The 13,393-nt window shown below is 73.2% G+C and carries 8 protein-coding genes and 1 tRNA gene; 5 read left to right on the forward strand and 4 right to left on the reverse strand.

Annotated features, from left to right (window positions below; all coding sequences use genetic code 11):
- Window positions 1-770 precede the first annotated feature (770 nt).
- The 3 genes from AB0M93_RS32045 to AB0M93_RS32055 all read right to left on the reverse strand — a co-directional run bounded on the left by AB0M93_RS32045 (window position 771) and on the right by AB0M93_RS32055 (window position 3,277).
- A tRNA-Arg gene (locus tag AB0M93_RS32045) sits at window positions 771-847 on the reverse strand.
- A gap of 744 nt (window positions 848-1,591) precedes the next feature.
- A complete protein-coding gene (locus AB0M93_RS32050; protein WP_364280257.1) occupies window positions 1,592-1,966 on the reverse strand; it encodes a peptidase inhibitor family I36 protein in 375 nt (124 codons plus the stop codon).
- A gap of 177 nt (window positions 1,967-2,143) precedes the next feature.
- Window positions 2,144-3,277 carry a substrate-binding domain-containing protein gene (locus tag AB0M93_RS32055; RefSeq protein ID WP_364280260.1) on the reverse strand — a complete coding sequence of 378 codons (1,134 nt, stop codon included), beginning with the start codon at window positions 3,275-3,277 and terminating at the stop codon, window positions 2,144-2,146.
- A 52-nt stretch (window positions 3,278-3,329) separates the two neighbouring features.
- Between AB0M93_RS32055 and AB0M93_RS32060 the strand changes: the two genes are divergently transcribed.
- Window positions 3,330-4,511, forward strand: coding sequence for an MFS transporter (locus AB0M93_RS32060; protein WP_364280263.1), 1,182 nt, complete (start codon window positions 3,330-3,332; stop codon window positions 4,509-4,511).
- 175 nt (window positions 4,512-4,686) lie between these two features.
- Window positions 4,687-5,874 carry an ATP-binding protein gene (locus AB0M93_RS32065; RefSeq protein ID WP_364280266.1) on the forward strand — a complete coding sequence of 396 codons (1,188 nt, stop codon included), beginning with the start codon at window positions 4,687-4,689 and terminating at the stop codon, window positions 5,872-5,874.
- Here AB0M93_RS32065 and AB0M93_RS32070 read toward each other — a convergent pair.
- Complete coding sequence (locus AB0M93_RS32070; protein WP_364280270.1) at window positions 5,848-6,486, reverse strand: histidine phosphatase family protein; 639 nt, start codon at window positions 6,484-6,486, stop codon at window positions 5,848-5,850. The two genes, AB0M93_RS32065 and AB0M93_RS32070, sit on opposite strands and share 27 nt — an antisense overlap.
- A 56-nt stretch (window positions 6,487-6,542) precedes the next feature.
- Here AB0M93_RS32070 and AB0M93_RS32075 point away from each other — a divergent pair, with 56 nt between their 5' ends.
- The 3 genes from AB0M93_RS32075 (at window position 6,543) to AB0M93_RS32085 (ending at window position 12,993) form a co-directional block, all read left to right on the forward strand.
- Window positions 6,543-8,570, forward strand: a complete 2,028-nt coding sequence (locus tag AB0M93_RS32075; RefSeq protein ID WP_364280273.1) for a cytochrome c oxidase assembly protein — start codon at window positions 6,543-6,545, stop codon at window positions 8,568-8,570.
- Window positions 8,571-8,687: 117 nt separating this feature from the next.
- Window positions 8,688-10,364 (forward strand): energy-dependent translational throttle protein EttA, encoded by a 1,677-nt coding sequence (gene ettA / locus AB0M93_RS32080; RefSeq protein WP_364280276.1) that lies wholly within the window; start codon window positions 8,688-8,690, stop codon window positions 10,362-10,364.
- A gap of 97 nt (window positions 10,365-10,461) precedes the next feature.
- The gene (locus AB0M93_RS32085) at window positions 10,462-12,993 is read left to right on the forward strand and encodes a hypothetical protein (RefSeq protein ID WP_364280464.1); all 2,532 of its coding nucleotides are present in this window, start codon (window positions 10,462-10,464) and stop codon (window positions 12,991-12,993) included.
- The last annotated feature ends 400 nt before the right edge of the window (window positions 12,994-13,393 follow it).

The raw sequence follows: 13,393 nt of genomic DNA on the forward strand, positions 1-13,393 counted from the left end.
ATCATCGTCGCGTCGTGGCCGCACCGGTCGTCCGTCGACCCGGCGCCCCACGGCCGGCGCATCACGGTCGACGTGACGGGGGACCCAGGCGAACCCGGCTGAGCCGAGGCGCCGGCGTGAACCGCGAGGTCCGTCCACAGTGGCTGGCTGCCGGGTCATGCCGCTGTCTCCGAGGTGGGTGCCGGTGCGGCCGTGTGTGCCGGTTGCTCCCCTGTGGACGGAAGGGGAGGAGAACCGTCGCGGACCGGGCGGACCGGTGCCGCAAGTGGTCCGGTCCGCTGCCCGGGCAGGGGCCGGGTCGTCAGGTGCTGCAGCTTCGTCAGGTGCCGCTGGACGAGGCCCGCTCGCCGGGCTTCGTCCAGGGCTGCACGGGTGACGCTGTTGGCGCGGCGGCGCCGGTGCCGTCCGCCGGATTCGTTGTGGTCCACGGTGGTGTCACCGCCTCCTTCGTCGTGGTGTCTTGCTCGATCGGGTCGGCGTGTCGATTTGCGCGCCGGCGCGAGAAGGGGTTGCTCGGGGTGATCGTGCGGTCGCGGGGAAGCACGATCGGGCGGATTCGCCGTCCAGGTAACAAGGTTGTCTCGGCCGGGACCCGGCGGGGGATCGTTGCGCCACTTGGCCGCTTGCACGGTGCGACTTCCGGCGCTGCGTGCCACCGGGTTGCACGGGCCGCCACCGTCCACAGTGGGAGCACGGGAAGAACCGCGGGAGTGGGGCCGGTCACGTGTCCAGGGGGCGCCGTGCGCAGCTGCGCACGGCGTATTCCCTGGTGGCGCCCCCGGCAGGACTCGAACCTGCGACCTAGAGATTAGAAGGCTCTTGCTCTATCCAGCTGAGCTACGAGGGCCCGCGCCGACGACCCTGCTGCCGGTCGTGCCGGTCGCCCGGCACGGGCAGCTTAGTCGTCGCCATCCTCTCGATCGTTCGACACCGGCGAATCGTTTCAGGTCTCGTGGGACGTAATCGGGAAGATCGGCGAGGAATCGGCCCGCACCCGGGTGGCTGTAACGGGGCGACGACGGTGTGTGCTCCTTTCGATCGGCCGCGGACTGTGGCCCGCGGGCCGGGTGGGGTTCCCTGGTGGGCTCGAACCTGCTATCCAGAGATCAGAAGGCTCTTGCTCTGCCCTCCGACGTTCCGGCCGTGGCGGGGTGGAGGCGCTGTCGCGCCCCCGCCCGGCGGCCCGTCTCTGTCCGGATTTCGGCCGGTCATTCCGCCGCAAGAGCGGAACAACCGCCGAGACGGCGAACGAGGGGCCGCCTGGTCGTGGGCGTGGTCGGGCCGGTTCCTGCCCGGCGTAGCCGTGCGTGAGCAGGCCTCGGAGCGCGACCTGGAGATCGGAAGGCCCTCGCTGCCGGCCACCCACCCGGAGACGACCTCCCTGGGGCTCGAGGCCGGCCGGAGTTCACCTGGTGGCGATCACCCCCAGGCCGGCCTGGAACAGCCTGCCGGGGCCCGTGGGCGCGCCCCGCCGCTGAGGCGCGCCCACGGGGTGGGGCCGCCGCGGGGAAGCGGCCCCGGTCGGGCCCGGCCGCCGCCGCGAGCCGGCTCCCCCCTTGGAGCGGACGGCGGGCGGGCCCGGGTCACGGGATCACTCCCAGATCTGGATGCCGCGGACCAGGAACGGTGCGTTCGGCACGTACGTGCCCCCACCCGGATAGGTGACGAAATCTCCCTCCGTCGAGCATTCCTCGTCCTGGTAGACGGTGACATCGCGGGTCATCAGATTCGCGAACGACGACCCGTCGAATCCCGCGGGCAGTGGCAGGCATTCCTCGGTGTTGGCCGTGCGCAGGTCGAAACGCTGGATTTTGCCGCCGTAACTATCGGACGGCCACAGGCAGAACTCGCCCTTGCGACACCCGGGATCGGTGCTGGCGTGAGCGGCTCCGACGCTGGTCAGCAGCCCGATCATGGCCAGGACCACGATGTGCGGCAGGCGGGAACGAAGACGACGAGCAGACATGGTGGATTTCCCCTCCGGAATCGCGGCTCTTGCGGGCCGCGGTGAACGTGTGATTCCAGATTGGCGGGCGGCGGGGGATCTGTCAGCCCGCAATTTCGATTCTGTGGACAACCGGCCCGCGCGGGAATGGTTGTCCACAGGTTCGCGATCGGGCCTTGCGGAAAGGGGTGGACGGTGTTAGGCGGGCCCCGTGCTGCCCCGCACCACCAGCGAAACCGGCACCTCCGCCGACGCCGACGCCGAACCCGCAGCCGACACCGAACCCGCAGCCGACATTGAACCCGCAGCCGACACCGAACCCGCAGTCGGGACCGCCCCCGAGCCACCGTCCAGCAGCGAAAGCACCAGCTCCCCGGCGATCCGCCCCTTGGCCACGAGGTCCTGCCGCACCGTGGTCAGCGGCGGCGACGACCACGACGCCGGCGGGCTGTCGTCGAACCCGGCCACCGAAACCTCACCCGGCACGGCGATCCCCAGCTGCCGGGCCGCCGCGAGCACCGCCAGCGCGAGCTGGTCGGACATGCACAGCACGGCGGTCGGCCGCGGCACCGCCCCGAGCAGCGCGAACGCCCCGTCCAGCGCGCTCTCCGCGCTCAGCCCGGCGGCCTCGTGCAGGACGACCTCGCACGAATCCAGCTCCCCGAGGTAGCCGGCCAGCCGTTCCCGCGTGTCGCGGAACGCCGCGCCCGCGGCCTCCGCGGCGGTCAGCGCGCCCCCGCCCGGCCGCACGTGGCTGTGCGCGGCGAAGATCCCGAACCGCCGGTGCCCGAGTTCCCGCAGGTGACGCGCGGCGAGCGCCGCACCGAGCCGGTCCTGGCAGCCGACCCGCGCCGCGCCGGGCACCAGCGGCTGGTCGATCACCACGAGCGGCAGCCCGCGGGTCCGCACGGCATCCAGCGCCGCGACGCCGTCGGCCAGCGAATACGCGACCGCTATGTCGGCCTGCGCGCCCAGCACCCGTTCGGCGGGCGGTCCGCCGTGCGCCCCGCCCGGCAGGAGCAGCAGGGCGTGCCCGCGCGGATCGACCACGCGAGCCAGCGCGTCGAGGGTCAGCGACAGCGCCGGGTCGGAAAACGCCGTGGACAGCGACGTGTCGAGCAGGACGGCGATCGCGCCCGTGCGGCTGGTCGCGAGGCTGCGCGCGGTCGGGTCCGGACCGGCGTAGCCCAGCTCGGCCGCCACTCGCAGCACCTGGTCCCGCAGCCGCGCGGACAGCTGGTCGGGCCGGTTGTAGGCGTTCGAGACGGTGGCCCGCGAAACCCCGACAGCGTCGGCGACGTCGTCGAGCGTGGGACGGCGGCGCCGGGTCATCCGCGCAGTCTAGCCGTGGACATTCTGAAGCGCTTCAGTCACGCTGAAGGACATGCAGGACCGGACCGCCGTCTTCACCGTGTTCGCGCTCAACGGCCTCGCGCTCGGATCGTGGGCTTCGCGCACACCCGCGCTGTCCGCGCAGGTGCACGCCTCACCGGGCGTCTTCGGCCTGGCGCTGCTCGGCGCCAGCGCCGGCATGCTCGCCGCCGCTTCGGTGTCCGGACGGCTGATCGAGCGGGCGGGCGCCCGGGCGGTCGTGGCCGGCAGCACCGCGCTGGCCGCCGGTTCGCTGGTGCTGATCGGCTTCGCGCCCACCGTCCCGCTGCTGGCCGGGGCGCTGCTGGTGATCGGCGCGAGCGTCGGGATGCTCGACGTCGCGATGAACGTCGCCGGCGTGGCCGTCGAACGCCGGCTGGGCAAGCCGATCATGTCCGTGTTCCACGCGGGCTTCAGCTTCGGCGCGCTCGCCGGTTCGCTGGCCGCGGGCCTCGCCGCCGGCCACGGCTGGTCCCCGGCCCGCCACCTCACCGTCGCGGCCGTCGTCGCCGTCGCGATCCTGCTGCTCGTCGTCCGCGCCGTCCCCGGCATCCGGCCCGAGCACGCCGAAGCGCCCGTCGTCACGCCCACCCGCGCGCCGGTCCGCCGACCGGTGCTGTGGCTGCTCGCCGTGGTCGCGCTGTGCTCGGCCATCGCCGAGGGCGCTTCCGCGGACTGGTCCGCGCTGCTGATGACCGTCGAACGCGGAGTCGGCCAGGGCGCGGCCGCGCTGGCGTTCGCCGGGTTCCAGCTGGTCATGGCGCTGGCCCGGCTGGCCGGGCCGGTAGCGCAACGCCGGTTCGGGCCGACCCGCTGCCTCGCCGCGGGTGCGGCGCTGGCCGCGGCCGGCCTGCTCGCCGCGGCCACCATCCCGGCCGCCGCCGCGGGCTACCTCGGCTTCGCGCTCGCCGGCGCCGGCCTCGCGGCGTCGTTCCCGCTCGCCCTCAGCCTCGCCGGGGACGCGGGGAAACGCGGTGACGGCACCGGCGGCGAGCGCGAAATCGGCTTCGTTACGGCCATCGCCTACACCGGGTTCCTCGGTGGCCCGCCGATCGTCGGCGCCATCGCGCAGGCGGCCGGCTACGACGTCGCGTTCGGCTTCGCCGCGCTCGTCGCGGCGCTGATCCTGCCCGCTGCCGTCGCCGCCCGGCGGTCGCGACGGCGGGAGGAAGCCGACGCGATGATCGGCCGATAGCCGTTCCGGGCACGAAATCCGTGCCGCGACCGGCGTTTGCGCCACGGCCCGGGCGTTGACAGTCTCCTGGTGCGCGAGGCAAGCTGATCCCCGTCGGTAAACTGAAATGAATACGGCGACGTTTCAATTTCAGGTCGGCTGATCAAGGTAGGGGCCTTGGTCCGGGGAGGACGTCGTGAGGGTTGTGCTGCTCGGCGGCGCGGGGGCGCTCGCCGGCCGGAGCGGGCGGTTCGGCGGGACGGGGCTCACGCTCGTGCACGACGCCGTGCCGCGGCTCGTGCTGGTCCCGGTCGCGTTGCGGCTCGCGCTGTTCCTGCAGGCGGTGTGGTCCGGCGGCCCGCTGAGCGCGCCGGTGCTCTGGCTCGCGGTCGTCCTTTACCTGGTCCCGAACCTCCTCGAAGTGGCCTGGGTCTTCCGCCGGACCACCGGTATCCGGCCGGTGCTGGCCGCCGATACCGCGTACACGCTCATCGTGAGCTTCGCCGCGGCCGGGTTCGCGGCGCAGTCACCCGAGCTCCTGACCCTGGCCTGGCCGAACATCATGGGCACCGTCATGGTCTGGACCCTGCTGCGCGGCGCGCCAGCCGGGGCGGTCGCGATCGCCGGTGCACTGCTGCTGCGGTACGGCATGGCCGCGGTGTCGGGCACGTCCGCGCCCGCGACGTGGATCCTGCTCGCCCTGGTCGCGGCCGCCGTGACGGCGCTGGCGATCGTGCTGCTCGTCGCCGGGGCGATGCGGTTCGCGCTCGGGCTCGGCGAGCAGCGCGGCCGGGCCGCCGAGCGGGAGCGCCACCGCCGGGACGTCCACGACACCGTGCTGCAGGTGATGGAGTCCCTCGCGCTGCCGGCACCCGGCGACACGCTCGACCCCCGGGGCAGCCTCGACCAGGTCCGCCGCACGGCCCGCGCGCACGCGTTGCGGCTGCGGCTCAGCCTCGACGGCGACGCGGCCGCCGAGCCGGGCGGGCTCGAACACCGCCTCGGCGCGCTGGCGGTCGAGATGACGGCCGAGGGTCTCCGCGTCGACCTCGTCGTGCTCGCGAAGCCCACCGACGTCCCCGAAGCAGTCGTCAACGCGCTTCACGACGCAACGCGCGAAGCACTGCGAAACACGTTGAAGCACGCGAGAACCACGAAGGCCGTGGTGTGTCTCGAAGCCCGCGAAGGCGGCGTCACGGTGTCCGTGCGCGACCACGGGACGGGCTTCGACCTCGGCGCCCGCCGCGCCGGGTTCGGCATCGAGAACTCGATCCACGCGCGGCTGGCCGAGGTCGACGGCGCCGCCCGCATCGACTCGGCGCCCGGCCAGGGCACCCGCGTCGTGCTGACCGCGCCGTTAGAGCTGCGTTTCCCCGTCGGGTGAGTCCCGCCACTGGGCGAACGGGCGATCCATCGACCACTTGCCGCCTGCCTCTTCGAGCACGCGGTATTCGCAGGTCGCCGGGTTGGACAGGGACTCGAACAGCTCGATGCTCCAGCCGAAGAGCCGGCGGCACAGCAGCCGCAGCGTGAGCCCGTGGGAGACGACCAGCACCGTCTCCGGGTGACTTTCGTCGCGCAGGCGCAGGTCCGAGAGGAACGCCGCGACGCGGTCGTCGACGTCCGCGCCCGACTCGCCGAACGGCAGCCGGTAGAAGAAGTGCCCGAACTCGTGGCGGCGCGCCTTCTGGATCTCCTGCTCCGCCGGGTCCTGCAGGTTGCCCCAGTCCTGCTCGCGCAGCCGCGGCTCCTGGACCAGCCGCTCGCACGAGGCTTCGATGTCCAGCAGCCGCAACGTCTCCCGCGTGCGCAGGTACGGGCTGACGTACACCGCGGGCCGCTCACCGTCGAGCAGCCGCGTGATCTCCGGTGCCACCGCCGCGGCCTCCTGACGTCCCTTGCCGGTCAGCGGCAGCGCGTGGTCGGGGATCCGCGTGTAGGCCAGTTCGTCGACGTTGCCGAGCGACTCGGCGTGCCGCAGCAGGATCATCTTCACGGCGCCATCCTGCCCGTCACGCGGGCCTGACGGGGGCTGGGCATACCCTCAGGGGCGTGTCCAGCGAGCCCGTGACGAAACCCGACGTCCCCACGCAGCGCCGGGCGAGCGTGCTGCCCCTGCTGTCAGTCGGGGTTCTGCTGGCCGCCGTGGTCGCGATCGCCCTGATCGCGCTGACCGGCGGGGCCGGCTACGCCATCGCCGGCCTGCCCGATCCGGGGCTGGTCACCAAGTACGGCATCACCGTCATGCGCGTGCTGTCCGAAGCCGCGTCGGTGATCTGCGTCGGATCGCTGCTGCTGGCCGCCTTCCTGGTGCCGCCGCAGAAGTCCGGGACGCTCGGGCCCGACGGCTACGGCGCCCTGCGCGCGGCGGGGATCGCCGCCTGGGTGTGGTTCGCCGCCGCCCTGCTTTCGGTCGCCTTCACCGCCGCCGACACCGCGGGGAAGCCGTTCGCGGACGTCCTGGACCCGCAGACGCTGCTCGACCTCGTCGGCGCCATCGAACAGCCCAAGGCGTGGCTGTGGACGGCGCTGATCGCGATCCTCGTCGCGCTCGGCTGCCGGCTCGCGCTGACGTGGGGCTGGACGGCGGTGCTGTTCTTCCTCGCCGTCGGCGGGCTGGTCCCGGTCGCGGTCACCGGGCACTCGGCCAGCGGCGGCTCGCACGACGTCGCCACCAACAGCCTGCTGTTCCACCTGGTCGCCGCCGCGCTGTGGGTCGGCGGGCTGGTCGCGCTGCTGGCGCTGGGCTACCGCCGCGGGACCCACCTGACCCTGGCCGCGCAGCGGTTCTCGAGGCTGGCGCTGGTCTGCTGGATCGTGATGGCCCTCTCCGGCGTGGTCAACGCGCTGGTCCGGATCGGCCTGAACGACCTGTTCACCACCGACTACGGCCTGCTCGTCGTGGCCAAGACGGTCGCGCTGCTGCTGCTCGGCGTGTTCGGCCACCAGCAGCGCGAAAAGGGCGTCGCGAACCTCGTCGGCGGCAAGGGCGGCGCTCAGCTGCTGCGCCTGGCCGCGGTCGAGGTCCTGATCATGTTCGTCACGATCGGCATCGCCTCCGGGCTGGCCAGGACGCCGCCGCCGGCCGACGCGGTCACCCAGCCCTCGACCACCGAGCTGCTGATCGGCTACGACCTCGACGGCGCGCCGACGGCGTTGCGGCTGCTCTTCGACACCCGCTTCGACCTGGTCTACGGCACCCTGGCGCTCGTGCTCGGCGGCCTGTACCTCGCCGGGGTGCGGCGGCTCCTGCAGCGCGGCGACACCTGGCCGGTGGGCCGCACGGTCGTCTGGATCGCCGGCTGCGTGGTGCTGCTGATCGCGACGTCGTCCGGGATCGGCCGGTACTCGCCCGCGATGTTCAGCGTCCACATGGGCAACCACATGCTGCTGTCGATGGTGGCGCCGGTGCTGTTCGCGCTCGGCGGCCCGGTGACACTGGCGCTGCGCGCGCTGCCGGCCGCGGGCCGGGACGCCCCGCCCGGGCCGCGCGAGTGGCTCGTCGCCTTCGTGCACTCGCCGGTGTCGCGGTTCCTGACCCACCCCGTGGTCGCGCTGCTGCTGTTCGTCGGGTCGTTCTACGCGCTGTACTTCTCCGGCCTGTTCGACAGCGCGCTGCCGTACCACTGGGCGCACCTGGTGATGAACGGGCACTTCCTGCTCGCCGGGTACGTCTTCTACTGGCCGGTGATCGGCGTGGACCCGTCGCCGCGGCGGATCCCGTACCTCGGGCGGCTCGGGATGATGTTCGCCGCGATGCCGTTCCACGCGTTCTTCGGTGTGATCCTGATGAGCAAGCAGACCGTCATCGGGCAGGCCTTCTACAGCCAGCTGCACCTGCCGTGGGTCCCCGACCTGCTCACCGACCAGCGGCTCGGCGGGGGCATCGCCTGGGCCGCGGGCGAGGTGCCGGTGCTGCTGGTGCTGATCGCGCTGCTGGTGCAGTGGTCGCGTCAGGACGAGCGCGAGGCGAAGCGGCGTGACCGGCGCGAAGCGGCCACCGGCGACGAAGAGCTGAACGCCTACAACGCGATGCTGAAGAACCTCGCCGAGGGAAAGCGACCCTCGGGTTCCAGTTGAGGTTGAGGGCTCGCCGGGACGCCGAAAACTGCGCTTCCGGTGATCCTGGGCTGACTTTCGGTAGTCCGACGGTGACCGGCGTCAGGTCGCGATCACGTGCGCTCTACGATCGTGGGTATGGCCGAGTTCATCTACACCATGAAGAAGGTGCGCAAGACCGTCGGGGACAAGGTCATCCTCGACGACGTCAGCACCGCGTTCTACCCCGGCGCCAAGATCGGCGTGGTCGGGCCGAACGGTGCCGGTAAGTCCACCGTTCTCAAGATCATGGCGGGGATCGAGCAGGCCAGCAACGGCGAAGCCTTCCTCCAGCCCGGCGCCTCCGTCGGCATCCTCATGCAGGAGCCGGAGCTCAACGAGGAGAAGACGGTCCGGCAGAACGTCGAGGAGGGCCTCGGCGACATCAAGACCAAGCTCGACCGCTACAACGAGATCGCCGAGCTGATGGCGACCGACTACAGCGACGAGCTGATGGAGGAGATGGGCCAGCTCCAGGAGGAGCTGGACCACGCCGACGCCTGGGAGCTCGACTCGACCGTCGAGCAGGCCATGGACGCGCTGCGCTGCCCGCCGCCGGACGAAGGCGTCTCGCACCTCTCCGGTGGGGAACGCCGCCGCGTCGCGCTGTGCAAGCTGCTGCTGTCGGCGCCCGACCTGCTGCTGCTCGACGAGCCCACCAACCACCTGGACGCCGAAAGTGTCCTGTGGCTCGAGCAGTTCCTCTCCCGCTACGCCGGCGCCGTCCTCGCCGTCACCCACGACCGGTACTTCCTGGACAACGTGGCCGAGTGGATCATGGAGATCGACCGCGGCCGCGTCGTCGGCTACGAGGGCAACTACTCGACGTACCTGGAGAAGAAGCGCGAGCGCCTCGAGGTCCAGGGCAAGAAGGACCAGAAGCTCGCGAAGCGCCTGAAGAGCGAGCTCGAGTGGGTGCGGTCCAACGCCAAGGCGCGCCAGACCAAGTCCCGGTCGCGGCTCGACCGCTACGAGGAGATGGCGGCGGAGGCGGACAAGCACCGCAAGCTCGACTTCGAAGAGATCCAGATCCCGCCGGGCCCGCGGCTGGGCAACGTCGTGGTCGAGGTCGAGAAGCTCAAGAAGGGCTTCGACGACCGCGTCCTGATCGACGGCCTGTCCTTCGACCTGCCGCGCAACGGCATCGTCGGCGTGATCGGCCCGAACGGCGTCGGCAAGACCACGCTGTTCAAGACCATCGTCGGGCTCGAGGAGCCGGACGACGGCATGGTCAAGATCGGCGAGACGGTCAAGCTGTCCTATGTGGACCAGAACCGCGGCGGCATCGACCCCAAGAAGACCGTCTGGCAGGTCGTTTCCGACGAGCTGGACTACATCCACGTCGGGCAGACCGAAATGCCGTCGCGCGCGTACGTCAGCGCGTTCGGCTTCAAGGGCCCGGACCAGCAGAAGCCGGCGGGCGTGCTCTCCGGTGGTGAGCGCAACCGGCTCAACCTGGCGCTGACGCTCAAGCAGGGCGGCAACCTGATCCTGCTCGACGAGCCGACGAACGACCTGGACGTCGAGACGCTGGGCTCGCTGGAGAACGCGCTGGAGCAGTTCCCCGGCTGCGCCGTCGTGATTTCGCACGACCGGTGGTTCCTCGACCGGGTCGCGACGCACATCCTGGCCTGGGAGGGCACCGACGAGAACCCCGCGCAGTGGTTCTGGTTCGAGGGCAACTTCGAGGGGTACGAGAAGAACAAGGTCGAGCGCCTCGGCGCCGAGGCGGCCCGGCCGCACCGTGTCACCCATCGCAAGCTGACCCGCGACTGAGGGGGCGGGTTTCCCCGTGGAAGCCAGCAAAGCGCATTGGACGGGCCCGGCTCCGGTGAACGCCGCCTCCGCGGGAGGACGTACGCCGGCGGGCCGCGTGGAGGGCGGGCGCTCCGCCAATGCCGGGGGAACCCTCTCCGCAGTCGGCCGGCTGATCGAGCGGGCCGACGCCCTCCACCTGCGGGCACCCGAGCTCGCCCTGGTCCTCGGCGAGCGCGCGGCCGCGCTGTCGGAGGCGGCCGGCGCCGACGAGCAGTGGATCCGGGCTGAGAGCCTGGTCGTGTCCTCGCGCGTCCGGCTCGGGATGCGGACGGGCACGGTCGGGCGTGCGGTCGCGGCTTTGAGCGCGGCCGAGCACGCGGGTTACGGCGACATCGCCGCGCGCCTGCGCATCGACCTCGCCGTGTGCGCCCGCAGCCTGGGCGTGCCGCTGACCGGCCTCGCCGCGCTGCGGCCGGTGCTGACCGATCCGGTCGTCTCGCCGGTGCACCGCGCGGCCGCGCTGTGCCACCTGGTGGGCTGCCTGGGCCAGCTCGGGCGCAAGTCGGAGCTGGACCGCGTGCTGGTGGAGGCGGACAAGCTCGTCGTCGGCGACGACTCGCTGGGCGCCGACACCCAGCTGCTGGTGCGGGCCCTGCTGCGCGTCGGCACGGCGGCCCACCGGCGCCGCCACGGCGACCTGACGGCGGCGGCCGACGCGGCCCGGACCGGCCTGGGGTTCCTGGAGAAGCTCGACAACCCGGCCGACGACGGCGGCCTCGTCCGCATCCGGCTGGTGCTGCTGCTGGTGAGCACACTGCTGGACCGCGGCGACGCGGAAATGGCGTACGAAATCGCCGAGCCGGTGCTGGCCGAGCCGGTGCGGGCGGCGGGCGTGGCGCCGATGGGCTGGCTGCGCCTGGCCGTCGCGACGCGGGTGCACCTGCCCGCGGGCGCGGGCGAAGCGGCGACCGAGCTGGTCCGCGAAGCGGTGGCGAGCACGGACCGGCACGGGCTGCCGGCGATCACGGCGCGGCTGTGGCTGGAGCTGGCCCAGCTGGAAGAGCGGTTCGGACAGGCGGAGGAGGCCATCGCGTGCCTGTACCGCTCGCGTGCGGCTGAGCAGCTGCACGCCCGGGCCCGGCGGCAGGCGTGCAGCGTGCTGGCCGGGGAATTCGGGACGGGCGAACCGGCGTCGGTCGACCTGGACGAGGTCCTGAAGGCGGTGCCGTCGCGGCCGGTCCCGGCCGTGCCCGCGCCGGTTTCGGTGCCGCCGGTCGCGCAGGAATCCGCGCCCGCGTGGTCGTTCCGCCGCGAGGAGACACCGCCGCGGCCCGAGCCGCGGCAGCCGGCGCCCGCGTGGTCGTTCGAACGGCCCCGGGTGACCGCCGACGTGGCCGAGACGGCGTTGATGCCGGCGATCCGGGACGAAGCCGCGCCGCCGCCGGCCCGGGTCCGCCCGGAGCCGGTCGTGGTGGAGCGGCGGCCGGAGCCACCGCCGGCGCGGCCGGAGCCGATCGAGGTGCGGTCCGCGCCGGAGCACCGGGCGGAAGCCGTTGAGCCGCGGCCGGGCCGTGGGGTCGCGGAGCCGCGGAAGGCTGGGCCGCCGCGGACGCCTGAGTATCGGAACGAGCCTGCCGAAGTGCGGGAGCCGGAGTACCGGCCGGAGGTCGAGTCGCGGCCGGTGGCGGAGCCGCGGCCGATGCGGAATCCCGAGTACCGGGGCGAGCCTGCCGAGGCGCGGGAGCCGCGGTACCGGTCCGAGGCCGTCGAGGCCCGGGAACCGCAGTACCGCTCTGAACGTGCCGAGATGCGGGAACCGGAATACCGCTCCGAGCCCGCTGAGGCGCGGGAGCCGCAGTACCGCTCGGAGCCTGCCGAGGCGCAGGCGCCCGAGCAACACCGGTCCGACGCGGCCGAAACGCCGTCCGTGCGAGAGCCGGCCCCGAGCGCCGACAGCGGGAAGACCAAGTTCTCCTGGGCCGCGCTCGCCGAAGCGCGGCTGCGGGAGACCGCCGCCGAACGGGAGTCGGCGCCCACGCGTGTCACGCCCGCCCTGCCGCTCGCGCCGCCGCCCGCCGCCGAGCGGGAGCCGTACGAACGGCCTCGGGAGCCGCAGCCGTCCACGCGCCACGATGCCGAGCACGGCTCGGTGGCCGCGCGGTCGGTGCTGGACCGGCTGGGCATCTCCGCGGCCGGAGGCGCCGGTGGCCGCCGCCGGGCGGAGGACGCCGAGAGTCCCCGCGCCGCGGAACCGGCCCGGCCCGAACCCGAACTCGCACCCCCGCCGCGGCCGGAGGACGAACCGCCGTCCGTGCCCGACTACCGCGACGAGGTCGAGCCCTGGCTGCCGCGGCTGCGGATGCCGCCGTCGCTGGAGCCGATGGAGGACTTCGGCCACTGGACGCCGGCGACGGCCCCGTTCCCGGAGAGCTACGCCCGCGCGATCGCCGAGGACGAGCCGCCCCCGGACGCCGGGCTCGCGGACCTGCTCGCCCGCGCACTGGCGGAGCACCAGGCGGGCACCGCCAGCGCGGCCGCGCTGGTCAAGCAGCTGGGTTCGCAGGACACGGGCCGCCGCAACGGGCACGGCCGCAACGGCCACGGCGCCGAGGTCTCCGACGCCCGCGGCCACGGTTCCCGCGACTGACCCAGGCCGCCCGGGGCCGCGGTTGGCGCGACTGACTCGGGCTGGCCGCCGGCGGCCACGGTTCCCGCGACTGACTCAGGCCCCCCGGGGCCACGGTTCGCGCGACTGATCCAGGCCGACCGCCGGCGGCCACGGTTTGCGCGACTGACTCAGGCCGGCCGCCCGCGGCCACAGTTCGCGCGACTGACTCAGGCCCCCCGGGGCCACGGTTCCCGCGACTGACTCGGGCCGGCTGCTCGCGGCCGCGGTTGGCGCGACTGACCCAAGCCCGGCCGCCCGCGGCCGCGGTTCCCGCGACTGACCCTGGCGGCCCGGGGGCGCCCCCCGTTTTCCACGCTACCGGCCACCACCGACAGTTTCGCCGTCGCCGACGACCCACCGCGGACAGTTCACCCGCACC

The sequence above is a fragment of the Amycolatopsis sp. NPDC051102 genome, assembly GCF_040682815.1.
Taxonomy (GTDB): domain Bacteria; phylum Actinomycetota; class Actinomycetes; order Mycobacteriales; family Pseudonocardiaceae; genus Amycolatopsis.